Genomic DNA, 23,824 nt, shown 5'->3' on the forward strand with positions numbered 1-23,824 from the left:
TTCAAACGTAGTTACTCAGCCCTAAACGGTCCTGGTTCATTGATTCCATTCCATTATTGCTTAAAGTCTTTCGACAAAAAATGTAATTATCTATCAAATTTGTAAGACATGAAGCGACAGCATGCGCAATTTTGGTGGTCTATAATACATATAAGCGAGTGACAAGCATAGGGAGACGTTGAAATGCGTTTAGTATCTGGGCACCTTAAACGCATGGAGTCAGTGGTGCAACCGTCCCAAAATGAATGGGGGACATGGGATATGGTACTTGTTAAATCAGAGGACAATCAGGACTTGGATATGGAGTGGGTAGCATTAATCATGAATGCACGTTCTTTGGGGTTCAGCAAGGAAGACGTGCGTAAGGTATTGCTATGTCTTGAGGAAAGCAAAAAAGACGATATTCAAGAAACTGCCGTATAAAAGTGAAAAAAGCGCTATTCGCGCTTAATTTTCCATTTATTGAATTCTAAAAATTCCTTAAACTGATCCTTGCTCACACCGGAAGCCATGGCTTCTCTCACTAGGTCAGCCCATTCCGTATCCAAATGGTCGGGCATGCGATCAGTTTTTTCGTCGTTATTGAGAAATTCTTCGACCGTTACATTCAAAACGGCGCCTACCTTTTCGAGAAATTGAATCGAAGGATTTTGCTGGAGCCCTCGTTCAATGGAGCTTAAGTAAGATTTTGCGACGCCTGCCCTTTGAGACAACTCAGTGAGGGATAGGCCTTTTCTCTTGCGCAGCATCTGAATGCGTTCTCCGATCATAACAAACTCCTCCGTTATCACATCGTTGTAGACTAGTCTTATTATAACGAATTATTCTTAATTGCGAAAGCTTGTATGTTATAACTCACATTAATTTTTATACAGAAAAAAGAAACCATTTATTATTAACAATAAGTGGGTGTTTTTGTGTGTGATTTTTTTGTTTTTATCTGGGATAATGCATTTTTAAAAACATAATTGCTTTGATAAAAAAAAGTTGTTTTCAATAAAGAACAAAAATCGTTGATTATTGCGAAAAAATCGCTTTTAAGTTGTTGACAAAGGCGAAAATACGGTGTAATATGCACTTATGTTCTTTATTAAGAACTAATTGGCGAATAAACGGTTTCGAATATTGTTCCGTATAAAGAACAATTTTTGATACCCCACCGGAGGAAATGATGAGCGCTATCGCAGGAGTTTTACAAACTGACAATGGCAGTAATGCATGGAAGCAAGGCAGCGTATTAATGGAAGCTTTATCTCATTATCCTTGTGATACGGCACAGGCTTGGCATGAGGATGATATTTTTCTAGGCTGCCATAACCAGTGGATTACTCCAGAGTCAATTGGCGAGCACAATCCTTTTTTCGATAAGGAAAGAGGATTGGTCATAACTGCGGATGCCATTATTGATAACCGGTCAGACTTATTTAACCAGCTGCAGGTGGATCTTCACCTAAGAGAACAAATGTCAGATAGTCAGCTGATTCTGCTTGCTTACCATAGATGGGGAGAGACTGCTCCTGTCCATTTGGTTGGTGATTTTGCTTTTATGATCTGGGACTGCCGCGAGCGAAAACTGTTTGGCGCAAGAGATTTCTCAGGCGGCCGAACGTTATACTACCACTGTAATCGGGATCGCTTCGCATTTTGTACGACGATCAAACCTCTACTCACGCTTCCAGGCGTGAAGAAGGAACTTAACGAAGCATGGCTCGCTGAATTTCTTGCGATATCCGGTATGGTTGATGTTGCCGATGCTTCGCAAACCATTTATAAAAATATCGAACAGCTTTCTCCTTCACATAGTATAACCGTGAAAGAAGGACGAGTGACGCTTAAGAGGTACACTCAGCTCAATATGGAGAAAAAGCTTCGCTTCAAGTCAAATGAACAGTATGTAGAAGCATTTCAAGAGGTATTTCAAGAGGCGATTAATTCAAAAATTCGTACGCATAGGCAAGTTGGAGCACAGCTTAGCGGCGGACTAGATTCGGGCTCAATTGTTGGCTTTGCTGCGAAGTCGTTAGGTGAAAACCGTAAAGAGTTTCATACTTTTAGTTACGTCCCGACAAATGATTTTATTGATTACACTCCTAAATACCAGATGACTAATGAGACGCCGCTAATTAAGCAAACAGTGAATCATATAGGTGGTATCACTGATCACTACTTAGATTTTCATGGAAGAGATTCCTATTCCGAGATCGACGGCTTTCTTGATGTAATGGAAATGCCGTATAAATTCTTCGAAAACTCCTTTTGGTTGAAAGGAATGTTCAAAAGTGCCCAGGAAGAAAATATCGGGGTACTATTGAATGGCGGTAGAGGGAATTTGTCAATCTCATGGGGGTCAGCCATTCCATTTTATGCGTCGTTGCTAAAGCAATTGAAATGGGGAAAGCTTCTTCGAGAAATGCGTCAGTATAGTCTTAAAATAGGTTCAGGCCGCGCAGATGTTTTTTCTTTCGTAAGCAGAGCAGCCTTCCCTGTAATAGACCGACTTCGTCCATTAGGAGAAGCTTATCAATATCCTATGATAATAAATCCGGATTTTGCAAGAAGGACAGATGTTTTTCATAGGCTTTTCAAACATGGTATTGATGCTTCAGGTTGGTTTTTAGCAAAGGATCCATATGAAGAAAGAAGCAGCCATTTTAAAGAAGTATTTCACTGGAATGCTGGCAACACGCTGTCAACCAAGCTTTCATTGCATCATGCGTTATGGAAACGTGACCCTTCCAATGACTTAAGAGTGATTCAGTTCTGTTTATCCTTGCCGGAGGATCAGTATGTTCAAAATGGTATGGATCGTGCGCTCATTCGAAGGGCGACCGAAAAGCTGCTTCCGGATCAAGTGCGACTAAATCAACGAATAAGAGGCGTTCAAGGCGCGGACTGGGTACATCGCATAATCCCGCATTGGCGTTCCTTCACATCTGAGCTGGAGGAATTAAGCAAAGACACTATATTTATGGAATTCGTAGATGGTAATGTCGTAAGAACTGCTTTAGCGAGTATCAATAAAAAAACGCCAGCTCGACCAGAATACGCTATGGATCCAAATTACAGATTACTTATGCGCAGTCTAATTGTTCGAAGATTTTTGAAGAGCATGATTTGAAGGGAGGTGAAAACTATGAAAAAAAAAGAATGGAATAAACCGGTCTTGGACGTCCTTTCCGTACATATGACTGCGGCATCTACGAATGATGGTCCTCTCACTGATGAGGCCTATGTTGCTGGTCAACCAGCAGCATACCCAGGACAACCGCGTTTTACAAGCTAAGCAATCTTCGTACTGGCCGTATATAGAAAGCCCTTATACATTTGGTGTATATGGGCTTTCTAGCTATTATCAAGGAAATGACGGAGTGAGGACATTGTTACTAACAGAAACGAAGATGGTGTACAAAGCATTTGGTCTAACCATTGCAAGCGAGCTTGCGCTGCCGGAGCTATCTAGTATCTCGGGAGAAAGCGAGTCTATCGATATTCAGATCGTTATTGACGGCTCTCTTTCAAAAAAAATAGAAATCATGCCTTATGACTTTGTTGTCGAGAATAAGATCGTAACCGTGAATATGCCGGATGCGGGAATTTTTCGGATTGAAAACGGAAACAGGATAATCCTTGCTCCCAATGAAGGCGCTGATGAGGACTTGATTCGGCTCTACGTGCTTGGAACCTGTATGGGTGCCTTGCTGCTGCAGCGCGGCGTTTATCCTCTCCACGGCAGTGCTATTGCTATTGATGGCAAAGCCTACGCTTTCGTTGGCCACTCAGGTGCGGGAAAATCAACGCTGGCCTCCGCTTTCATAAAAAAAGGCTATTCGCTGTTAAGCGATGACGTTATTGCCGTTTCGCAATCTGCGGCAGATCCTGTACCGCTTGTTATTCCGGCTTATCCCCAGCAGAAGCTATGGCAGCAAAGCTTAGATGCATTTGGGCTCAGCAACGATGAGCTCAGGACGATTTACGGCAGGGAAACAAAATTTTGCATTCCGGTCGAAGCCGATTTTTGCTCAGTGGCATTGCCGCTAGCAGGGGTGTTTGAGCTAACAAAGACGGATGCAACGTCGGTTGGCATTCATTCTATTCCTAAGCTTGACCGTCTGGATATTCTGTTTCAGCATACATACAGGAATTTTTTGGTACAAAAGCTAGATTTAACGCGTTGGCATTTTACACGCTCAGCCGCCCTTGCGACGGATTTGCCCATGTATCAGCTACAAAGGCCGACGTCGGGTTTTACGGCACCGGAGCTGGTCGATCTCATTATAAATACGATTCATACGGGGGATTAGAACATGACAAAGAACCAAGCGATCATCATTCATACTTTATTATTGGAGCAGCTCATTGTACAAGACAGCAACAACATCGTTAGCGATATGGGTGGGGAAAAAGTGGTTTTGAGCATAGAGAACGGCAAATATTATAATCTCGGAATGATGGGCAGCCAAATTTGGGATTTGATAAAAGAGCCTGTAGCGATCTCAGCTGTCGTAGAGGCATTGCTGGAGCAATATGAAGTAGCTAAAGAAGTGTGCGAGGAGCAGGTGCTCTCCTTTTTGTCCCATCTGCTGGAAGAACGACTCGTTCATATTAAAGCTTAGTTAAGCGGTGATATGATGGGAAAGCTGATGAAATTGAGAGTGCTGCTTTCACTGGATTTCAAGACGATGCTTCTATTAATAGAAGCGACCCTTTTATTAGGCTGGGCACGGCTTCGCATACGCTATCAGCCATTTGCCCAAATAGCTCCTTCACTAGGACAATACATGAAAGAAACCTTGACTGAAGCATCGGCGGAGAACAGAGAAACCTTGGTTCGGATCAGAACTGCCATCCATCTGGCCAGCAGGCATACGCCTTGGGATAGCAAATGTCTTGCCCGAGCCATGGCAGGTATGCAGATGCTTAAAAGGCGGGGCATTAGCAGTACGCTGTACTTAGGAACGACAAAGGACGAAACGGGTAAACTGATCGCGCATGCTTGGCTGCGAAGCGGTCCCCTTTATGTAAGCGGAGCTGAAGAAATGCATCGGTTTACGGTCACGGGCATGTTTGCCCAAGCAACCTATTACTAGTTACGGAAAGTGATGAAGCGATGAATCATCTCATGTATTTCTCCAAAAAACTGCATGCATACGGCGGCAAGGTGCTTTACTTGAATCTCTTCGGGATGATGCTTGTCGGATTACTTGACGGAGCAAGCATATTGTTGTTAGCGCCTTTGCTTAGCGTTATCGGCATCGTCAATATTCCGCTGTCATCATTCCCCGGTATTGCGTGGCTAACGGCACTGCAAGAGCTTCCGAAAGAGAGAGCTCTTTTCATTATTTTATTGTTATACGTTGGGCTTGTCGCTTTACAGGGAATAATCGGACGTAATTTAAGTCTTCGGGAAATTCGGATACATACAGGTTTTGTGAATAGCATACGTTTGGAGCTTTACCGTGCGCTGCTGCAAGCGAATTGGGGATTCTTCCTTAAGAAGAGAAAGACGGATCTTATTAATTCATTGACGGGCGAGCTGGGACGTGTGACTAACGGCGCTTTTTTATCTCTGCAGCTAATCGCGTCCTCTGTGTTTACGGTCATACAAGTTGGCATTGCATTGTTTGTTTCGGTCAAAATGACATTGTTTGTTCTAGGCTGCGGATTGGTCATTGCGTTTCTCTCCAGAAGATTCATCAAGCAATCCAGGGTGATCGGAGCCGCAACAACGGAGCTGGCTCAAAGCTACATGGCTGGCATCACCGATCATTTTAACGGGATGAAGGATATTAAAAGCAATTTGCTCGAAGCCTCGCGTTATCGCTGGCTGCTCGGCTGGTCAGAGAAGATCGCGCAGGAAAGGTATGAAAGCTCAAAAGTGCGAAGCAACTCGCAGCTTTTTTACAAGCTGTTCTCGGCTATCATGATCGCCGGTTTTGTATTTGGTTCGGTGATGCTTTTTCAGAGCCAAGGAGGCTATTTATTGCTGATTATGGTCATCTTCTCGCGCTTATGGCCGCGTTTTACAGGGATCCAATCGAATATAGAGCAAGTCGCTTCAGCTCTGCCTGCCTTCAAAATGTTAATGGAGCTTCAAGAGCAATGCTTGAGCAGCAGGGAGCTGCTGGAAGCCGATATATTGGGCGGAGAATCGACTCAGCCGCTAAAGCTCAACCACCAGCTCGAATGCCGCCAGGTATATTTTCGTTACGACCGGCAGCAGCCCGAGTTTACGTTGGAAGCTATCAACCTGCAAATCCCCGCTAATGGCATGACAGCCATTGTTGGTCAATCGGGTGCAGGTAAAAGCACATTAATCGACCTGATGATGGGACTTATGAAGCCAGAGCTCGGTCAGGTTCTTATCGACGGCAAGACGCTTTCCGACGAGGATCTATTATCGCTAAGAAGAACCATTAGCTATGTTCCTCAAGAGCCCTTTCTTTTCCATGGGACGATCAGGGAAAACTTGTTGATGGTCGATCCTAATGCAAATGATGAACAGATGTGGGAGGCTATGAAGTTTTCCTCAGCTGCCGAGTTTGTTTCAAAGCTGCCGCAAGGACTCGATACGATTATCGGAGATCGCGGTATACGTTTGTCAGGCGGAGAAAGACAGCGGCTCGTATTGGCAAGAGCTATTTTAAGAAGGCCTTCCATCCTTATTCTCGATGAGGCGACGAGTGCTCTAGACAGCTTAAATGAGCTTAAAATCCAAGAAGCAATCGAGCGACTGAAAGGCATTATGACGGTTATTGTTATTGCGCATAGGCTTTCGACCATTCGGAATGCAGATCAGGTAATTGTGATCGAAAATGGTAAAATCGTGCAGACAGGCAGCTTCTTGCTTCTTGCAGAGGATAAGAAGGGACTGTTCAGCCGGCTGCTGGGCAACCAGCTTCAGGTAGCTTTATAAAGTTATCTTTACTATACTGATAATAGCAGCTTTTTCATTTTAGGTATGGAATGACAGAATAGGAGGACGCATTTGGCTATTATACTAACCTTGGCAGTATCCGCGCTTCTCTTATACCTGCTGTTTATTTTGCCGACGCAATGGTTAAAAATCGAAACGGTAACCCATCCGATCGGACTAGGGAAGCGAATTTTGCAAATTAGCGATTTGCATGTCGACAGGCTTCGCATTGGTGCGGAAAGCCTTCGGAAAACCATAGAGGACATAAAACCGGATTACATATTCCTGACAGGCGACTACACATACAAAGAGAGCTATCTCCCCCGTACGGGGCATTATCTCAAAATGATTGCGGACTGCGGCGTTCCTGTATTTGCGGTACTAGGCAACCATGATTACGAGCTGCCGCGATTAAAGCGGCTGTTAGAGCTTTTTCACGCGTATGGTATTCGTGTGCTGCGGAATGAGAATGTTACGGTGGACGATTTTCAGCTGGTAGGCATTGATGATGATTGCACTCACCGCAGCCGCATTGCGCCTTCTTTTGAAGGGATCGACAGCGGCAAGCCCATCGTCATCATCACACATGATCCTAACGTGGTGCTGAAGATCAATCATTCTTATGACTATTTAATGGCCGGCCATCTGCATGGAAAGCAGCTGAACGTGCCGTTCTTTTTTGCGTTTAAGCCTAAAGGCCCGCTGTCGGCTAAAGGAATTTACAAAGGACTCCATACGGGCCAGAACGGAACCTTTTATATTTCAAAAGGCATCGGTCAAGCCGGGGTCAATGCCCGGTTTATGGTTAGAAGCGAAATCACGATACATGACCTATGAGGCGTTATGGTCAGAACGGTTATTCTTGTTCGATATTTCTGCGGCTTGCCTGCCGAAAAGCAGCAGGCGGAATGCCTTTAGCCTCAGCAAAGGTTCTTGTAAAATAATGTACGGATGAAAACCCGCAGCGTTCAGCAATGCTTTTAATTGGCGTTGAAGTTTGCGACAGCAGCTGCTCAGCGGCGCGAATTCGCTCATGCCTAACGAGCATGGAAAATGACTCATGCACGCTCTGCGAGAACAGCCTAGAGAGATGCCGCTCCGATACGTTAATATAACGGGCAACCTCTGCGAGGTTCAGGTTCGCTCCGAGATTGTCGCGTATGTACAGCTTGGCGCGGCTGATGAGCATTGCAGCATTAGATGCGGGTAATACCGTTTCCGTGCTGCTGTTCCTCCCGCCAACGATAGTGGAAAAAGTAAGGATCAAGGCGTGCGCTAGCTGAGGGATTAAAGAAATCGGAGCAGCATGACTATCGCCGCTTGGAACGAGCAAAGCGTGCCAAATGTGAACAGTCGGCGAATACTGCTGTTTCTCTGTCCAGATCGGTCCGCTATTTAAGGCTTGATTGTAATAATCGAATTCATCTGGTTTTGAAAGCTTCTCATCAAGTTCAAACGCCACATACAATAAATTCAATTGGTCTACATCCCGAATTTGATGATATATATTTGGACGGGAACAAAACAGAACTCCCTCCCGCAATGGATAAGTGACATGCCCCTCCTCGTAAATTCCACTACCTCCGGTAACGTAGCAAACCTCAAAAAACGAATGTTTATGAACGGTATTCTCGATTAACCCTTGTACCGCTCCCCAATAATAAACATGAATGGTTACGCTATCGCCATGCAGCAAGCGTGCGTACCGATTTAATCGTTCTTCGCTTTTTGGCCAAACATACATATGAACCATCAGCTCCCTTGGCGTAATTGTGCAAAAAGAAGTCTTTGACGGATAAATACGAATTCACCTTATCACATCTATAATTAAAGCATATTCAAACTAATTATAGGATAAGGAGAATCGATATGAACGTCAATGATGATGTACAATTTTACAAGGATAACGGGTATTTGCTGGTAAGAGGCGTGTTTAATGAGGAAGAGGTACTGGAGATGAGAGCGGCGGTCGAGAGGATCATTACTCGCGCAGCTCAGAATCAAGCGGATACGAACCATGCTTGGCAGGGTGATTTCCTTCCACCTGAGCAGTTGAAGAAGCTTGTGCTGAAAGGCTTTCATGATGTTCATTATCATGACGCGGCCTTTACAAGAGCAGTTATTCATCCGAAAATGACAGCTGTTCTGAATAAAATAATTGGCCCCAATGTTCAGCTTCATCATTCGAAAATGCTCGTGAAGCCTCCTGCGAATGGCGCTGCATTCCCGATGCATCAAGACTTCCCGTATTTTCCGCATCATAACCATTCCATGCTGGCTGCCAGCGTGCATTTAGATGACGCGGATGAGGAGAACGGCTGCTTGGCCGTGATCCCCGGTTCACATCTGCAAGGGCCTTTGCCGCATGTGGGCAAACACTATCTTAATCATAAGGAGTATCCGATCTCCTCGGGAACGCTTTGTCCGGCCAAAGCAGGCGATGTTTTGTTCTTCAACTACTTGACGATTCATGGTTCTGATGTGAACCGCAGTGATAGAACGCGAAGAAATGTTTTATTCCAGTATCGTGACGCAGCGGATAAGCCATCGGAGCAGGTTCATTTTGATTGGGGCATGGGCCTAATGGTGAGCGGCGAAAATACGGATTTTCAAAACGTTAAGCCGAATTTTGAACTTAAAAACGTATAGTCACGTCACGATTTAACTTTTCGCATTGACAAAACTAGGCAGGCTTGTTATCATTCAAACATTACCAAGTAAGTCTATATGTATTATTGTATTAAAAATAATTTAAAAAGCAAAACATGCGACCGTAAAAACGGAGGTGTCCTTTTTCCAAAGGATTGCCTCCTTTTTTTATTTTTGATTAAGGAGTGATGAATATGACCGAGAGAACGATTGTGTCACAGCCTTTTGAGATCAATTTAAACGAGCAGCTCATTTTACGGGGCAAAGTAAAGACGCTGGAGGGAGGGGCTGCGAGACCCGTTGTAATTATCGCACATGGCTATAGAGGCTTTCAGGATTGGGCATTTTGGCCAGAGGTAACGGAGCGCTTAGCTGAGAAGGGTTTTTATGCAATCAGTTTTGACTTTGCGCGCGTTACTGCCAAAGAAGCTGGACTTGCGGAGGAGATCGTGGCCGAAGCGAGCACCGTTTCGCAAGAGCTTGTCGATCTTGATGTAATCATACAGCATGTGAAGCAAGCCCTGCTTCCGCTAAGCCATGAAGCGGATGCCAACCGAATTGCGGTTATCGGGCATAGCAGGGCAGGAAGCAGCAGTCTCATTCTGGCAGCGGAGCAGCCAGAGAATGTGCAAGCTGTCGTCGTATGGAATGGCGGATCAACGCCAGCCAGAGGAGCTGACGGGCAAAATGTAACGAAGCTCCAGCAGGTCGTATCGGAGGATTCGGAGGCGAATAAGGAACGATTTGATGTGCTGACGCAATTCAAATCGTTGAGACAGCCGGCGCTAATTGTACAAGGAAGCGGCGATAACGAACGGTTGCTTGCCGTGAATAAGCAGCTGAAGGAGTCGAATCCGGAACAAACCTTTGTTACGATTGAAGGAGCCGATCATGTGTTTGGCGTGCTGCATCCTTATGAGGGAGCCACGCTGTATTTATCAGAAGCTCTTCAAGCGACGGTCGATTTTCTGAAAAAAGTATATTAATTATATTCTAAGTTCATAGAGACGCGGAGCAACCGGGCCTGAACCGGTTGCTCCGCGTCTCTTTCTCTTTTTCTATTGTTTAGTTATTAATATAAAGGGTACGTATATTTGAATGACAGCTGGGGGCTTCGGAAAAATCATATTGACATAAAAGAAAAACCGATGATATATTGTTCTACGTAAAGTGTAGTAATCTCATCGGGATTATATGCTTATTAATTTGGAAGCAATTTGTACTTCATATCATAGAGAATTACAGAGGGGAAGATGGTTGTGTTATGGAAAATAATTTATTAACGGCTATTGAAAACAATTGGATTACCTTGTTGGTATCGGCCATACTTCTCGGCGGCCTTTATTACATGGCCAAAAAACGGGTAGGATTCGGAACACGGGTTTTAGTAGCCCTTGGACTGGGTTTAGTGGCAGGTATTATTTTCAATACCTTTAAGCTGGATACGGAAGGCGTTGGCACAATCGGTTCGATCTATATCAACCTGATTCGAATGATTGTTATTCCGCTTGTATTCGTCCTTGTCATCAACAGTATTATTTCGATTACGAACATTGAGTTTTTACGCAAGCTTAGCGTGAAGACCATTGCTTGGTTTTTAGCGACAACAGGCGTGGCTTCCATAATTGGGCTGCTTGTTGCGTCGGCTATAAGTCCAGGCGCAGGATTTGCATTAACGACGCCTGAAAATTTCGAAGCACGCGAAGTGCCTAGCTTCTTCCAGGTGATATTGGATCAAGTGCCTTCCAATCCAATCAGTGATGCTGCAGAGGGTAAAGTCGTTCCAATCCTTATTTTCGCCTTATTCATTGCGGTCGCTATTGTCAAGATAGGTGCGAAAAACCCGGATTCCGTACAGCCTTTCAAAGCCTTTATTCAATCCGCAACGGTCATTATGCACCAAGTGGTTAAGTTTGTTCTTCGCTTCACGCCGTACGGTGTTTATGCGCTGATAGCAGTTATGGCAGCCAGATACGGCTGGGAAACGCTTGAACCACTTGCGATGCTCATTGCGGTAAGTTATATCGCTCTCATTCTTCACTTTGTATTCGTATTCGGCGGCTTGGTAGCCTTTGTAGCGAAGGTTAATCCGTTGAAGTTTTTCCGAAAAGCTTATCCGACTATCGCCGTTGCATTCACGACGCGCAGCAGCTTTGCTACGCTGCCTATCAATCTGGAAGTAATTACGAAACGCCTTCGCGTATCGCCGAAAATCGCCAGCTTCGTAGCGCCGCTTGGGGCGACGATGAACTTTAACGGCTGCGGCGGCATATGGCCTGCCATTGTATCGGTTTTCGTTTCGCAGGTGTATGGTATTACACTTACCGCAACCGATTATGTGCTGATCGTTCTGGTTAGCGTAATTTCTTCGATCGGCGTTGCCGGCGTTCCTGGACCGGCTTCCATTTCGACAACGGTAGTCCTTACTGCGGTAGGCTTACCGCTAGAAGGTATTGCGCTAGTCGTTGCTGTTGAATCTTTGATCGATATGGGCCGTACGGCTGTTAATGCAACAGGAACGACGGTAACGGCATTGCTCGTAGCCGATTCCGAAGGCGAATTCGATCGCGATGCATTTAATCGCGGCGAAGAAGATGATCTTGAGCTTAATCCTGCGTAATGCTTGCTCTGATGGGACCGTCACCTGCGAATGCTGGTGACGGTCTTTTTCGTCCATCCATAACTGCAATTGAAAAATCAAATAAACAGAAAAAAGCCCTTGCCAAACACGCGATCGAGCGCGGCAGCAAGGGCTTTGGTTCTTTAAGGTTCGTCGTGTACTTCAGGGAACGCATGGTCGTATTCGTCTTCTCCGGGATACTCGCGAGACATTCCGGCATGAAGAGCGCGATTCTCATAGTCAAAGCGGTTGGAAGACCGCTGGTCTATCCGCCAAGGCGTGCTTTTGCCAAGGGATTCCATCCGCAGGTCAGAGCCGTACGGACCATCCGGAAATTCCTCCGGAATCAAGTCATTACGCTGTGATTCAACTGTCGATACATCTGTATATGGCCGGCGATTTTCTTCCATAAATCGATCCATCAGCAGACTCCTCCCAAAATGATATGTTATTACCATTTCAGTGTACCCCGATTAGTCCGTAAAATGCACCGTTCCCACAACAAAGTATAGGAATTGGGCGAGCTCGGAGGCTTCTTCCTCGGTGAGCTTAAACGTATATTCGAGATAGCCTTCCTCTTCAAGATCATCAGGGCCTATAATTGCCGTTTTTCCGAACTGGAGATCGGTTATCAGCTTCTTGCCATAAAAGCGGCTTGTAGACGTGATGGCAAGATCGAAGCGCTTTAAGCTTGGTCCGATAAACGTGACATAGCGGGTTGATGTTTCTTCCGTTGAATCGGACATAAAATCAAAATCAGGCAACAGCATAAGGTATAGCCTCCACTCCATTAATACACTCATTATACAATAACAAAATGCTTGTAATAAAGAAATCATTATGATAGCATGAAGGCAATCGAATCATTGAACGTGAGGAAGCACCTCTTTTGCCCTAGGCAAAGGAGGTGCTTTTTTTTGTTTCCGGATGCCGGTCTGCTTCCGGAATTAGACCTTCTCGTTCAATTCTTTCGCAAATTCATCTATTCATTGGAGGATTGAGGACAACATGCAAATCGTTTTTTTGAACACGTTCGAGAAGCCCGGAGAGGATCTAAATGTCGTAAGCGCGCAGCTGTCTATTTGTGAGAGCCAGGGAATTTGGTCTGTCATGTGGGTAGAAGGGGAAGAGGAAAGCGGAAATCCGCAAACCTGGTTCGAAGGCACTTCCTGGGAGGATATGATCGTTGCATTCCGGCATGGCATTGCCAAGGTGATGGGGGAAGGTTATACGCCGATTATTGACGGCATGTTGGAGGACCGGCGGGGATCCGCTAGCAGCTTCGTGGCCATGCTGCAGTGCTACGGCGAGCTGCACGCTAACCCGGATCTCTTCCAAAAGCTGCGCGAATGGCGGCGTGCCAAAGCGGCTTCCGAGAAGCGCTCGGCTTATCTTGTCGCAACGAACCGCATGTTATGGATGATCAGCGCTTTTGTTCCAAAGACAGCGGAGGAGCTGACGCAGATTCCGGGATGGGGCAGCGCCAAGCATGCATCGTATGGAACGGAAGTGCTCGCGATTACGGACGAAGCCGTCCGGGAGACGGATTTTCCGCTGCAATGGGTCGCCGAGAAACTGGATTCCGCAATCTATACGCAGTGGCTTTACAAACAAAAGGAAACAAAATTTAAAACGCAGATGGACCGCCAACAAGCCAAAAAACATATTTTGGCAGCGGTACAGCAGGGCGTCACTCTCGAGCAGCTCGGAACCGAGCTCGAGCTCTCAAGACGCGAGCTGATGGACCGGATCGAGCAGCTGGAGCAAGAGGGCTACGATATGGAGTCGCTCATTTCCAGGGAGCTAAATGAGGTGCCGGAGGATGAGCAGCAGCTCGTATGGGAAGCGATGTCATTGGTTGGAGACAAATATTTGAAGCCCGTCCTGCAGCAGGTATACGGAACTTCAGAGGCTTCGCAGCTTGATAAGCCGGTTGATGTGTTATATGAGCGTCTGCGGCTTATCAGGCTGCGATTCCGGAGGAGCCTGATTAGTAAGGCGGTTTAGAACCGTATACGAATTCAGAGGTCGTCGTTTACGAAATTTACGAAGTCTCCTTCCAAACCGTTAAGGAGACTTCGTAATGCCGTTTTGATCGGGCCATACCGTATCAGCGAAGCGGATAGCCGCACCTGAGTCACAGGGGAGGCCCGTCTCATAGGAGCGGTTGCCGATTAAGTCAATTGCTTTCTCGCGAAGAAGACGCACATGAGAACGTTCCTCCTTCGTATGCTGGGGACCTTCATGCGCCCGCAGCCATACTAGGATGGCGTTCACGACTTCCATCCCATCCGATAATGCAGTCTCCCATAAGGTCCAGACGCTTTCGCGATGATAGGCAGTGCCGTTAACCGGGTCAAGCCAAGGCTTCTCCTCCAGATTTAATACATCAAAGGGAAGCGGCAATTTCTTAAATACGAAGGGCTCGATTTGCCCGAACGTAAGCTTTCGCCGCACGCCGATCGGGTCATGGAACAGGCGCTGCGCAGCCGTGAAATCGCGATTTGCCTGGTTCCAGTCCTCGCGCCGAATGAGCGGCGCAAGCTCCGCGTAATAGGTTGCGGCAATCGATTCAAATGCATCCAGAATCGGAGGCGGGAAGGCGCCCTTCGTGTTCACGTATTTCCAAACCGCAGTTTTCCACGTTTCGACACCCCAAAGCGCTTTCGCGATTAACGTATCCATCATAATTTCAAATCGTTGATGATCCCACTTGCGGAACCCGGATTTGCTGAAAACATAAGGATGCAGATTGCGGTCCAGAATATGATGCAGCACAAAGCCCAGCGCATATAGGATGGAGGGATCGGGACTTTTAGGGCAGACCTTCCTGCCGATGACAGAATCCAGCATTTCTACAAGTACGGGACCGCAATGGCGGTTATGCATTTCGGTGCCTAAGCGGTTTAATGCCAAGCTGCGCTGCCAAGGGAAGAAGCGATGATAAAACAAAAAGTCAGGTCCCTGGCACCCCATGTTAAACATGGTTTTATGCTCCTCGAGCTGAAGAAGCGCGCTTTCACCGAGCTTTTCAAGCACTAGCTGTCCAAATATGAAATGAGCCCAAACGTTAGGCAAGCCGGCCAGCCTCCATTCCTTAACAATATTCTACAGTTTATGTGAGAAAATTTAGTTCTTTTGGTACATATATTTTTTTTATAGTATACTTGTCCTAATGAATTAAGTATAATATAAATTAAACTAGACAAACCGCGAATTTTGTCGAAAAGGAGCGTATCTTCATTATGAAGGCAGAATACATTAACCCGTTTCTTGAATCCGCAAAAATCGTGATTGAGCAAGTCATTCAAATTCGTCCTGCGACAGGTGAGCTTGGCCTCAAAGATATCAAGTTTGTAGAGAACTATATTTGGATTCAGATTGGGCTCAATGGACAAATGAACGGAGACATTGTATTCGGGCTAAGCGAAGAAGTAGCTATGAAAATGGTTTCTGCGATGATGGGTGGATACGTAATTTCTGAAATCGACGAAATCGTGAAAAGCGCTATTTCTGAGCTCGGCAACATGATTAGCGGAAATGCCAGCACAATGCTGTTTAATCAAGGGGTACGCGTAGATATTACGCCGCCTAAGGTGATTCAATCCGCGCAATCAGCAGGCTTTACCGCGCAAAAGGCGCTGACGATTCCGCTTATTATGGAAGGAATCGGAGAACTTGACATTCAAGTTTTAATCGCATCTTAGCACAGAAATAGCTCCTTAGGGAGCTTTTTTTGCGTCTGATTGAGCAATCAAGTAAACTTGTAAATGGGTGATGTTGGATGTTAAAGGATAAAGTGATTTTCATCTCCGGCGCATCGAGCGGTATTGGAGCGTTAACGGCGATCCGGCTGTCCGAGCAGGGAGCGATTCCCGTGCTGACGGGACGGAATATCGGGAAGCTGAAAGAGATTTCTGCCGCAATTAAAGGCCAAAGCTCGTTCTATCAGATGGACGTAACAGACAACGAGCAAGTTAAGCAGACAGTGGAAGCCGTCATTGCGAAATACGGTAAAATAGATGTATTGCTGAATAACGCCGGCTATGGGCAGTTTGAGTATTTTACAAGCATGCCCGTGGAAAGCTTTGAACAGATGATGGATACCAATTATATGGGGATTGTGCGTTGTACGAAGGCCGTTATTCCCCATATGGTGAAACGCGGGAGCGGTCATATCGTAAACATTGCTTCGTTAGCAGGCAAGATCGGGACGGCGAAATCAACCAGCTATACGGCTACAAAGCATGCGGTGCTGGGTTTTACGAACTCGCTTAGAATGGAGCTGCGGGACCAGGGCATTCAAGTATCTGCCGTAAATCCGGGTCCGATTGATACGCCTTTTTTCTCGCTTGCTGATCCTTCCGGCTCATACGTAAAAAATGTCAGTTGGTTTATGATGAAGCCAGAATATGTCGTGAAACGAATTGTTAGATTGATTGAACGGCGGAAAGCTGAGCTTGATCTGCCGAAAAAGGCTTCACTGGGCATAAAGGTTTATCAATTGCTGCCGCGCACGATCGACCGGCTCTTCGGCGGGATGTTAAATCGAAAATAATAAAGGTTTAATCGAGAGAGGATTAAAGAATGAGTAAGCACACATGGAATGAAATCGGAATTAACGAGCTGCTGGAAAATAAGCTCACCGCAAACGGAATTATAGAACCAACGGACGTGCAGGCAGAGACGATACCGATCCTGCTTGGCGGCAGCGACGTGTCAGCGCGGTCACAGACGGGAACAGGCAAAACACTCGCTTATTTGCTGCCTATGCTTCAAAAGCTGAATTCGTATTCGAACGCGATACAAGGCGTTATTTTGGCGCCGACGCAGGAGTTGGCCATGCAGATCGTTCGCGTGGCGGAAATTTACGCAGAACCGCTGAACATTCGCGTTCAGCAGCTGATTGGCGGAGCGGCGCTTAAACGGCAGGTGGAGAAGCTGAAGCTGCGCCCGCAGCTTGTCATCGGTACGCCGGGACGCATGCATGAGCTGCTGAAACTGCGCAAGCTTAAGCTGAATGATGTAAATAACGTCGTAGTAGATGAAGCGGATCAGGTGTTTCAGCTCGGCTCGACAAAAGAGGTCGAGATCCTGCTGCACGGCATGGGCAAGGGGCGTCAAATCGCATTTTTCTCCGCGACTTATCCCGATCAAATGGCTCGCTTCGAAGGACGCTGGATGAAAAATCCGGAACGGATTCAAATAACGCCGGAGCACCGGGTTTCTCAAACGATCGATAATTATTTTATTGTCAGCGATAAACGTGACAAAACCGATACGGCGCGACGTCTGGTTCGTTTGCTTAATCCGTCATCGGCGCTGTTGTTTCTTAATGATACCGACAATATCTCGAACTGGGAATCGAAGCTGAGCTATGAGGGCTTCACCGTCGAGGCTCTTTACGGAGACGCGGATAAGCAGCGTAGAGCGGCCACGTTAACGCGTTTCCGTGAAGGACGCTGCCAGCTTTTGCTGGCTACCGACGTAGCAGCCCGCGGTTTGGATATTGAAGGCTTGCCCCTCGTCATTCAACTTGATCCCGCTGCAGACGCGGACCATTACGTGCACAGGGCAGGCCGCACCGGCCGTATGGGACGTGCGGGCACGGTCATATCGATTGTGATGCCACAGGAGCTGTTTATTATGGAGAAATTCCGGAAGCAGCTGGGCATAGAGCTGTCTGAGCGGACGATGTTCCGCGGCAAGCTTCTTTCGGAAGAAGAATTGCGAGAAGCAACACGTCCGTTTGCTGCCCGTCATGATGCGAAGCTGGCCGAGCGCGCAGAAGCATCCCAAGCGAAGCGCTCTTTGGAGCGGAAGGAAATACCGGCGGCAGCAAAGGAAGTAAAGGAAACGAAGGAACCGAAGCTTGTTGACGTGAAATCAACCGATGCCGGGTCGAAGCCGAAGCCTGCGCCAAAAGCCGCTCCGAAGCCTGCTCCGAAGAAAGTGGAGCGCAAGCGCGAAGGCAAAAACAAGGGCGCGCCGAAATGGTTGAAAGCCAAACGCGAGGCCGAGAAGGAACAATAAAATAAATTTAATTTGAAAGCTACCCTCTTAAATCGATCTGCCTTTCCCGAAACGTATGGGCGTAGGTAAAAAACGCGGCAAAACCCGCAATCGAATAAGGAGTGTGGCTTTCTTAATGAAAAACACAATGTTGAAAAAGACAGCAATTTCCTCGCTTGCGCTGCTAATGCTTGCAGGCGGAGCGACGTCAGCTTTTGCAGATGGCGGTAGAGACAAAGGGCAAGGCGGCGGTCGTGGCGATGATAATGACCGACAAGAGGACAAGCATGATAAAGATGATGATAAGTATAAAGTAACTTGGCAGTTTGAAGATGAGGACGACTTGAAATGGGCAATGGAATACATTATGCGACTAGCGTCGAAGGGTGTATTTACCGGGTATGAGGACGGAACATTCAAACCGAATCAAAAAATTAGCCGCATTGAAACGCTAACGGCTGCGGTCAGATTGATGGGACTACGCGCACAAGCGGAATCGTCAGCTGAAATGAATACGGATCTGCAATTCAAAGACGCTGACAAAATTGAGAAAAAGTATCCATGGGCTGTCGGTTACGTAGCCGTTGCGCTGGAAAACGATTTGTTCGCCGAGACGGAAACCGAAGTAAAACCAGAGGCAAATGCGACAAGACTATGGTCAACGATCCTTCTTGTAAAAGCGCTTAAATTGGAAAATGAAGCGAAAGCTCTCAACAATACGAAGCTCGACTTCAAAGATGCGAAGGAAATTCCTGCAGGCGCAGTCGGTTATGTCGCGCTCGCGCTTCAAAAAGGGATTATCACAGGCTACGAGGATAAACACGGAAAAACATTCCGTCCGAACCAACCCGTTACCCGCGCTGAGCTAGCTGCTCTATTGGACCGTACGGATACGGAAATGCCGGATCAAGATGCGCAAGCCATTACGGGCAAGCTGAAAGCAGCTCCTGCTGACGGTAAGCTGACTGTGGTTAAAGCGGATAATACGGAAGCGGCTTTGGCCATTGATTCGAACGTATTTATTTTCCGCGATGATAAGAAAGCTCCACTGAACGCCCTGCGTGCCGGTGATGAGGTTCTCGTGCGCACTTATCAAAATAAAGTCGTATTCATAGAAGTGACGAAGCCGGCTCCCGTGGTAATATCCTTCTCGGAGCTTGGAATACTTAATACGCTAACGTTCAACGCCCAAGCGAAGCTTGCAACGATCTCCATTTCGCGCGTTGAGAATTCGCAAACGGTTATGCTCACTTATAACGTGGATGCCAATGTTGCGATTTCCGGTGATGCATCGCTGCTGAAGCCTGGTCAGCTTGTACAGGTTAAGGGTGAAAACGGAACGGCAAAAACAATCGAAATTAAATAATGAACATAAAGCAAAGGGCATCATCCAAAGCGATGATGCCTTTTTTTTCGGCCGATGCTTCATCCATATTCGCCTCATATAGGCACTGAAAATGAACAGATCATTGCCAAAAATATAATTCCGACAAAAACGATGGGAAAAATTAAAATAATCGTTGACATGGCATTCCTTGGGGAATAAGATAGAAAAGTAATCAAAATGTGTTGGCTAACCATTTTGTCGGATAACAAAAGAAGAATAATCTACTGGACCGCCAGAGATTCGATGAGAGCGCAGCATGCGCCCTTGTTGGATCTCCTTTTTTTTATCCACACAAAATTATTCAAGATGGAAATGCACGGAGCTGTTAAGCGCGGTTTCGTATGGTTCAAAGGGATTAAACAAACAAAAAAAGCTCTATGAGCGAAGCGAAAGGGATGTATTCAAACATGAAAAAACTGACAATAACTTTGATTTCCGCAACGGTAGCTTTCTCGGCATTAACTTATGCAGCCGTATCTGCGAAACAAGCACAAGGGATTCAAGCGCCGAAGAACGTACCCGCTGTAACTGCCGCTGGCAAAGAAGAGCAGGCAAAAGCAATAACGATCGTTAACGCGGAGCATAAACAACCGGAGGTAAGGACAGCAGCAGCAACAGCAACGGAGGAACAACAACCGCAGGCTGACACAGCAGCGGTAACGATAGAAGGAACGAAGCCGCAAGAAGAAACAGCGGCTGATGCGGAAGCGCCGAAAGCCAGCGTGGCTGTTGAGAAAAAAGCAGTTGAACAAAAACCAACGACGATCGAAGACTCGGCTGCGAAAGAAGACACGAAGCCAAAAGCAAGCGCGGCTGCGGCAAAAGAAGTAACAAAGGCAACAGTACCGGCTGTTAAAGAAGAGAGCAAGCCGAAGGCTGCAGCAGCTGCCAAAGAGGAAACAAAGGCTGCTCCGGTTGTAAAAGAAGAAGCAAAGGCGTCTGCGTCCCAAACGGCACCCAAAGAAGAGGATAAATCAAAATCCATTAGTTTTGTAAAAACAGAAACCGTTCAGCCTAAAGCTCCAACGGCTTCGAGCCCATCATCAAACTCATCATCATCATCATCATCATCTTCTTCTGAGCAGCCAGCAGCACCGGCTGCAAATGAAGATAAAGCCACGGAAGTGGAAGAAATTTGCTAATCCGATTTTATAACGCGGGGGCCTTCGGTAATGCGGGGACCCCGCAACAAAAGCTGCTGCTTTCGGTGGAGAATGCGTAGTTCGCACGGTTATTACCGCAGAAATATGATGAAATTGAGGAGATAATATGAAAACTAAATCGAACACAGCGAGAAGGCTTCTAGCGCTTCTTCTGTCAGCATTGCTAATTTTGCCTGTTGTTAATGTCGTTAATGCCAATCCAGCGGAAGCTGCAGTACTAAACGGGACTGATCATTTTGATTATTTCAGCAAGGTTTACGAGCACTTGGATGATGAGAATCACGTTTTTCAAACCTTGAATTACGAGGAGCTTGTTAATCTTTTCGATAGCAAGGGCAGCTATGTTGTCTTGTTTGGCGGGGCATGGAGTGAAAGCACGCAGGCGAATATTGGCTTTATTAATCAAGTAGCGAAAGAATATGGCGTAGATACCATTTATAATTTCGATACAAAACTAGACGGCCAAAATTTTGAGATTGCTGACAGCAGCAATCTATATGCGTATAAATATGTAGACGTCATCCATGAATATTTAACAAATCTTAACGAGATCCTCCCTGAAGCAGATACAGTCAGTTACCCTGCAAAGGATCAAGATGGGTCTGATATTACAAAAGCGGTAAAGAAAATCGATGCTCCTTTTCTATTCGTTTACGACGGTACAAATAAACGCATCGTGGATGCTGTACAAACGGAACAGGTTTGGAACGACTATTTGACAAATGGCAATTTGGATCCTGCCAAGGCAGAGGCTTATAAATCGGAGGTAAGACTGGTATTTGATTCTATTACGACGGAAGTGAATGGAATCAAAACGACGAATGACGATGTGATTGATTACTTTGAGTTTTTTAAGACCGCTTATAATAAAAATGCGAATATAGAATCAGCGACTCCAACCAATATCGAGATTTTTAATGACAGCGACCAATCCGTCGTTTATAAATACGTAACCTACGACGAGCTGACAAATCTTTTAGAGAGTGACGGCAATTATACGATTCTATTTGGCGGTTCTTGGTGCCCCAATACGAGAGCGGCCATAAAGTTCATCAATCAGTATGCCAAAAAATATAACGTAGGTACCGTTTATTTATGGGATACGAAGCTGGACGGCGGCGTTGACGTTGCCAAAGAGGGCAATATCCCGCATAAAAACGAGACGCTTCAGGTTAGATCGAATAATCATCCGTACGCTAGTTTATATGTCGATATCGTTAATAACTATCTAACGAATATCAAAACCCAAAACAACGCAGCGACGCCGCCTACCGTCATTAGCTACACGGACGCGAACGGAAATGTCATTAAAGGCGACAGATTGCAGGTTCCATTTTTCTTCCAATACAATAAAAACAACAAAAATGCAGACGGAACGGCTGCGCCGATCCTTGGGCACATCGAATTAATGTATACATGGACGAGTATTCAGCCTGATTATGTAAGCAGCGCAGGTACCGGCATCCACCACAGAAACTACACCAACGCGCTGGACAGCCTTTTTTCAAGAGTGGAAGCCGTGCCAACCGGCCTAACGGCTGTGCCGCCGACGACTTCAGCTCAGCTGGACGGAAAAATTACGGGTACAACGAACAAGGCTTTGGAATATAAGCTCGTATCCGATACGGAATACAAGAGCGTAACAGGCGACGCTATCACCAACCTGGCTCCTGGTACTTATAACGTAAGATATGCCGCAAAAGCCGGTTACAATGGTCCGACACCAAATGCCACAGGAATACCGACTGCCGTTCTCTATAAAGCAGGGCAATCGATTGAAATCGTCGTGCCGGCCAACACGGATCCAAGCAGTCCGATTACGCCGTCGCCGGCTCCGACTTCGTCACCATCGCCTGCGCCGACCACCCCGATAGGCGGTGACAATGACGGAACGGCTCCGACAGCCACCGTGCCTGCAATTGCGGACTCCGCAACAGGGGCATTGGCAGCCAAAGCGTCTGCCACTACGATTTCAAGCTTGGTAGAGCAAGCAAAAAAAGCGGAAGCTGCCGGCAAATCATCGGTAGTTGAGCTAAAGGTAGAAGCATCTGCTGAAACCAAATCGGTTGAGCTGAGCATTCCTAGAAGCGCATTTAACGATGCTGCTTCCAGCACTAACGCCGGTTTGAAACTTAACTATGGAATCGCAACGGTCGTTTTTGGGCCAGAAGCTGTTGACAGTATCAGCAAAGCAGCAGAAACGGGAGATATCAGCATCATCGTCTCGAAAGTGGAGTTGACTGACGAAGGCAAGGAGGTTTTGGGCGACCGCCCGGTTTATGATTTCTCCGTCTTTGCAGGTTTAAGCCCTATCACAACCTTTGGCGGCAGCCCGCTTCAAGTCAGCGTGCCTTATACGCTGAAGGCGGGAGAAGATCCTCATGCGGTTGTCGTATACTATGTTGCCGAATCAGGATTGGAAACGATCCGCGGCTATTATAACGAGTCGAAAGGAACGGTAGATTTTACGACGTCGCATTTCTCCCAGTATATCGTCGGCTACAACAAAGTCAGCTTTACGGATGTAGCGGATACGGCTTGGTACGAGAATGCAGTCGGCTTCCTTGCAGCGAGGGGCATTACAAAAGGCACGGACGAAGAGCATTACAGCCCTAATGCGTCTGTTACGCGAGGACAATTCATTGTATTGTTATTGAAAGCTTACGGCATTACGCCGAATGAGAACGAAGCGAACAATTTCACGGATGCAGGAGATGCCTATTACACGAATTATCTTGGCGCGGCGAAACGCCTTGGCATAACGAACGGCATTGACGGTTCGACATTTGAGCCCAACCGTGAAATTACGCGCCAAGATCTATTCGCACTCCTTTACCGTTCGTTAGACGTGCTGGGAGAGCTTCCGGCAGCAACCGCGAATGTTTCCGTGTCTAGCTTCAGCGATGCGGAACAAATTGCCGATTACGCAAGCGACGCCTTTAAATCGCTCGTAGAAGGCGGCGTGATTGCCGGCAGCGAATCGAAGCTCAGCCCCAGGGAGGTTTCTACGAGAGCCCAGGTGGCACAGGTGCTTTATCATTTGCTTTCTAAATAAGCAGTAATATTACAGGGAAATGGGC

General features: G+C 46.5%; 23 protein-coding genes and 1 riboswitch. Of the genes, 18 read left to right on the forward strand and 5 right to left on the reverse strand.

Going from position 1 to position 23,824, the window contains the following annotated elements; all coding sequences use genetic code 11:
• The first annotated feature begins 162 nt into the window (after positions 1 to 162).
• Positions 163 to 244: riboswitch (cyclic di-GMP riboswitch) on the forward strand.
• A gap of 17 nt (positions 245 to 261) precedes the next feature.
• The gene (locus ACN6MW_RS22110; protein WP_364143556.1) at positions 262 to 423 is read left to right on the forward strand and encodes an anti-repressor SinI family protein; all 162 of its coding nucleotides are present in this window, start codon (positions 262 to 264) and stop codon (positions 421 to 423) included.
• A gap of 14 nt (positions 424 to 437) precedes the next feature.
• On the opposite strand, the gene ACN6MW_RS22115 is transcribed toward ACN6MW_RS22110, so the two are convergent.
• The gene (locus ACN6MW_RS22115) at positions 438 to 770 is read right to left on the reverse strand and encodes a helix-turn-helix domain-containing protein (protein WP_364143553.1); all 333 of its coding nucleotides are present in this window, start codon (positions 768 to 770) and stop codon (positions 438 to 440) included.
• 401 nt (positions 771 to 1,171) lie between these two features.
• On the opposite strand from ACN6MW_RS22115, the gene ACN6MW_RS22120 reads away from it, so the two are divergent.
• The 7 genes from ACN6MW_RS22120 to ACN6MW_RS22150 all read left to right on the forward strand — a co-directional run bounded on the left by ACN6MW_RS22120 (position 1,172) and on the right by ACN6MW_RS22150 (position 7,750).
• Positions 1,172 to 3,118, forward strand: coding sequence for a lasso peptide isopeptide bond-forming cyclase (locus ACN6MW_RS22120; RefSeq protein WP_419876417.1), 1,947 nt, complete (start codon positions 1,172 to 1,174; stop codon positions 3,116 to 3,118).
• Between the two features lie 15 nt (positions 3,119 to 3,133).
• Positions 3,134 to 3,283 (forward strand): paeninodin family lasso peptide, encoded by a 150-nt coding sequence (locus ACN6MW_RS22125; protein WP_419872091.1) that lies wholly within the window; start codon positions 3,134 to 3,136, stop codon positions 3,281 to 3,283.
• 85 nt (positions 3,284 to 3,368) lie between these two features.
• Positions 3,369 to 4,301, forward strand: a complete 933-nt coding sequence (locus ACN6MW_RS22130; RefSeq protein WP_419872092.1) for an aldolase — start codon at positions 3,369 to 3,371, stop codon at positions 4,299 to 4,301.
• A 3-nt stretch (positions 4,302 to 4,304) separates the two neighbouring features.
• Entirely contained in the window at positions 4,305 to 4,613 is a 309-nt protein-coding gene (locus ACN6MW_RS22135; RefSeq protein WP_419872093.1) for a lasso peptide biosynthesis PqqD family chaperone, read from the forward strand.
• 15 nt (positions 4,614 to 4,628) lie between these two features.
• Positions 4,629 to 5,087 (forward strand): lasso peptide biosynthesis B2 protein, encoded by a 459-nt coding sequence (locus ACN6MW_RS22140; protein ID WP_419876418.1) that lies wholly within the window; start codon positions 4,629 to 4,631, stop codon positions 5,085 to 5,087.
• A gap of 20 nt (positions 5,088 to 5,107) precedes the next feature.
• Complete coding sequence (locus tag ACN6MW_RS22145) at positions 5,108 to 6,913, forward strand: ABC transporter ATP-binding protein (RefSeq protein ID WP_419872094.1); 1,806 nt, start codon at positions 5,108 to 5,110, stop codon at positions 6,911 to 6,913.
• Between the two features lie 72 nt (positions 6,914 to 6,985).
• A complete protein-coding gene (locus ACN6MW_RS22150; RefSeq protein ID WP_419872095.1) occupies positions 6,986 to 7,750 on the forward strand; it encodes a metallophosphoesterase in 765 nt (254 codons plus the stop codon).
• A 19-nt stretch (positions 7,751 to 7,769) separates the two neighbouring features.
• Here the strand turns inward: ACN6MW_RS22150 and ACN6MW_RS22155 are convergent, their stop codons facing one another.
• Positions 7,770 to 8,657, reverse strand: a complete 888-nt coding sequence (locus ACN6MW_RS22155) for a helix-turn-helix domain-containing protein (protein WP_419872096.1) — start codon at positions 8,655 to 8,657, stop codon at positions 7,770 to 7,772.
• 125 nt (positions 8,658 to 8,782) lie between these two features.
• On the opposite strand from ACN6MW_RS22155, the gene ACN6MW_RS22160 reads away from it, so the two are divergent.
• The 3 genes from ACN6MW_RS22160 (at position 8,783) to ACN6MW_RS22170 (ending at position 12,182) form a co-directional block, all read left to right on the forward strand.
• Positions 8,783 to 9,562, forward strand: coding sequence for a phytanoyl-CoA dioxygenase family protein (locus tag ACN6MW_RS22160; RefSeq protein ID WP_419872097.1), 780 nt, complete (start codon positions 8,783 to 8,785; stop codon positions 9,560 to 9,562).
• 194 nt (positions 9,563 to 9,756) lie between these two features.
• Positions 9,757 to 10,548: an alpha/beta hydrolase family protein gene (locus tag ACN6MW_RS22165; protein ID WP_419872098.1), complete on the forward strand. Its 792-nt coding sequence runs from the start codon at positions 9,757 to 9,759 to the stop codon at positions 10,546 to 10,548.
• A gap of 278 nt (positions 10,549 to 10,826) precedes the next feature.
• Positions 10,827 to 12,182, forward strand: a complete 1,356-nt coding sequence (locus ACN6MW_RS22170) for a dicarboxylate/amino acid:cation symporter (protein WP_364143525.1) — start codon at positions 10,827 to 10,829, stop codon at positions 12,180 to 12,182.
• A 143-nt stretch (positions 12,183 to 12,325) separates the two neighbouring features.
• Here the strand turns inward: ACN6MW_RS22170 and ACN6MW_RS22175 are convergent, their stop codons facing one another.
• The gene (locus tag ACN6MW_RS22175; RefSeq protein WP_364143522.1) at positions 12,326 to 12,604 is read right to left on the reverse strand and encodes a hypothetical protein; all 279 of its coding nucleotides are present in this window, start codon (positions 12,602 to 12,604) and stop codon (positions 12,326 to 12,328) included.
• A 51-nt stretch (positions 12,605 to 12,655) separates the two neighbouring features.
• Complete coding sequence (locus tag ACN6MW_RS22180; protein WP_364143520.1) at positions 12,656 to 12,952, reverse strand: DUF3055 domain-containing protein; 297 nt, start codon at positions 12,950 to 12,952, stop codon at positions 12,656 to 12,658.
• A gap of 238 nt (positions 12,953 to 13,190) precedes the next feature.
• On the opposite strand from ACN6MW_RS22180, the gene ACN6MW_RS22185 reads away from it, so the two are divergent.
• A complete protein-coding gene (locus tag ACN6MW_RS22185; protein WP_419872099.1) occupies positions 13,191 to 14,189 on the forward strand; it encodes an HRDC domain-containing protein in 999 nt (332 codons plus the stop codon).
• 60 nt (positions 14,190 to 14,249) lie between these two features.
• Here the strand turns inward: ACN6MW_RS22185 and ACN6MW_RS22190 are convergent, their stop codons facing one another.
• Positions 14,250 to 15,260 (reverse strand): zinc dependent phospholipase C family protein, encoded by a 1,011-nt coding sequence (locus ACN6MW_RS22190; protein ID WP_419872100.1) that lies wholly within the window; start codon positions 15,258 to 15,260, stop codon positions 14,250 to 14,252.
• A 167-nt stretch (positions 15,261 to 15,427) separates the two neighbouring features.
• Between ACN6MW_RS22190 and ACN6MW_RS22195 the strand changes: the two genes are divergently transcribed.
• The 6 genes from ACN6MW_RS22195 (at position 15,428) to ACN6MW_RS22220 (ending at position 23,799) form a co-directional block, all read left to right on the forward strand.
• Complete coding sequence (locus ACN6MW_RS22195; protein ID WP_419872101.1) at positions 15,428 to 15,889, forward strand: chemotaxis protein CheX; 462 nt, start codon at positions 15,428 to 15,430, stop codon at positions 15,887 to 15,889.
• A 77-nt stretch (positions 15,890 to 15,966) separates the two neighbouring features.
• The gene (locus ACN6MW_RS22200) at positions 15,967 to 16,740 is read left to right on the forward strand and encodes an SDR family NAD(P)-dependent oxidoreductase (protein WP_364143511.1); all 774 of its coding nucleotides are present in this window, start codon (positions 15,967 to 15,969) and stop codon (positions 16,738 to 16,740) included.
• Positions 16,741 to 16,769: 29 nt separating this feature from the next.
• On the forward strand, positions 16,770 to 18,215 hold the full coding sequence (locus ACN6MW_RS22205) for a DEAD/DEAH box helicase (RefSeq protein ID WP_419872102.1): 1,446 nt from the start codon (positions 16,770 to 16,772) through the stop codon (positions 18,213 to 18,215).
• A gap of 115 nt (positions 18,216 to 18,330) precedes the next feature.
• Positions 18,331 to 19,560, forward strand: a complete 1,230-nt coding sequence (locus tag ACN6MW_RS22210) for an S-layer homology domain-containing protein (RefSeq protein ID WP_419872103.1) — start codon at positions 18,331 to 18,333, stop codon at positions 19,558 to 19,560.
• 428 nt (positions 19,561 to 19,988) lie between these two features.
• The gene (locus tag ACN6MW_RS22215; RefSeq protein WP_419872104.1) at positions 19,989 to 20,723 is read left to right on the forward strand and encodes a hypothetical protein; all 735 of its coding nucleotides are present in this window, start codon (positions 19,989 to 19,991) and stop codon (positions 20,721 to 20,723) included.
• A gap of 127 nt (positions 20,724 to 20,850) precedes the next feature.
• A complete protein-coding gene (locus tag ACN6MW_RS22220; RefSeq protein ID WP_419872105.1) occupies positions 20,851 to 23,799 on the forward strand; it encodes an S-layer homology domain-containing protein in 2,949 nt (982 codons plus the stop codon).
• Positions 23,800 to 23,824: the final 25 nt, after the last annotated feature.

Source organism: Pristimantibacillus sp. PTI5 (assembly GCF_048572955.1).
In the GTDB taxonomy this organism is placed as follows: Bacteria; Bacillota; Bacilli; order Paenibacillales; family Paenibacillaceae; genus Pristimantibacillus.

Bases quoted from the DNA above. Each gene is read 5' to 3' on its own strand.
- ACN6MW_RS22110 (WP_364143556.1), top strand. From the start codon at position 262: ATGGTACTTGTTAAATCAGAGGACAATCAGGACTTGGATATGGAGTGG.
- ACN6MW_RS22115 (WP_364143553.1), bottom strand. From the start codon at position 770: ATGATCGGAGAACGCATTCAGATGCTGCGCAAGAGAAAAGGCCTATCC.
- ACN6MW_RS22120 (WP_419876417.1), top strand. From the start codon at position 1,172: ATGAGCGCTATCGCAGGAGTTTTACAAACTGACAATGGCAGTAATGCA.
- ACN6MW_RS22125 (WP_419872091.1), top strand. From the start codon at position 3,134: ATGAAAAAAAAAGAATGGAATAAACCGGTCTTGGACGTCCTTTCCGTA.
- ACN6MW_RS22135 (WP_419872093.1), top strand. From the start codon at position 4,305: ATGACAAAGAACCAAGCGATCATCATTCATACTTTATTATTGGAGCAG.
- ACN6MW_RS22140 (WP_419876418.1), top strand. From the start codon at position 4,629: ATGGGAAAGCTGATGAAATTGAGAGTGCTGCTTTCACTGGATTTCAAG.
- ACN6MW_RS22145 (WP_419872094.1), top strand. From the start codon at position 5,108: ATGAATCATCTCATGTATTTCTCCAAAAAACTGCATGCATACGGCGGC.
- ACN6MW_RS22155 (WP_419872096.1), bottom strand. From the start codon at position 8,657: ATGTATGTTTGGCCAAAAAGCGAAGAACGATTAAATCGGTACGCACGC.
- ACN6MW_RS22160 (WP_419872097.1), top strand. From the start codon at position 8,783: ATGAACGTCAATGATGATGTACAATTTTACAAGGATAACGGGTATTTG.
- ACN6MW_RS22165 (WP_419872098.1), top strand. From the start codon at position 9,757: ATGACCGAGAGAACGATTGTGTCACAGCCTTTTGAGATCAATTTAAAC.
- ACN6MW_RS22170 (WP_364143525.1), top strand. From the start codon at position 10,827: ATGGAAAATAATTTATTAACGGCTATTGAAAACAATTGGATTACCTTG.
- ACN6MW_RS22175 (WP_364143522.1), bottom strand. From the start codon at position 12,604: ATGGATCGATTTATGGAAGAAAATCGCCGGCCATATACAGATGTATCG.
- ACN6MW_RS22180 (WP_364143520.1), bottom strand. From the start codon at position 12,952: ATGCTGTTGCCTGATTTTGATTTTATGTCCGATTCAACGGAAGAAACA.
- ACN6MW_RS22185 (WP_419872099.1), top strand. From the start codon at position 13,191: ATGCAAATCGTTTTTTTGAACACGTTCGAGAAGCCCGGAGAGGATCTA.
- ACN6MW_RS22195 (WP_419872101.1), top strand. From the start codon at position 15,428: ATGAAGGCAGAATACATTAACCCGTTTCTTGAATCCGCAAAAATCGTG.
- ACN6MW_RS22200 (WP_364143511.1), top strand. From the start codon at position 15,967: ATGTTAAAGGATAAAGTGATTTTCATCTCCGGCGCATCGAGCGGTATT.
- ACN6MW_RS22205 (WP_419872102.1), top strand. From the start codon at position 16,770: ATGAGTAAGCACACATGGAATGAAATCGGAATTAACGAGCTGCTGGAA.
- ACN6MW_RS22210 (WP_419872103.1), top strand. From the start codon at position 18,331: ATGAAAAACACAATGTTGAAAAAGACAGCAATTTCCTCGCTTGCGCTG.
- ACN6MW_RS22215 (WP_419872104.1), top strand. From the start codon at position 19,989: ATGAAAAAACTGACAATAACTTTGATTTCCGCAACGGTAGCTTTCTCG.
- ACN6MW_RS22220 (WP_419872105.1), top strand. From the start codon at position 20,851: ATGAAAACTAAATCGAACACAGCGAGAAGGCTTCTAGCGCTTCTTCTG.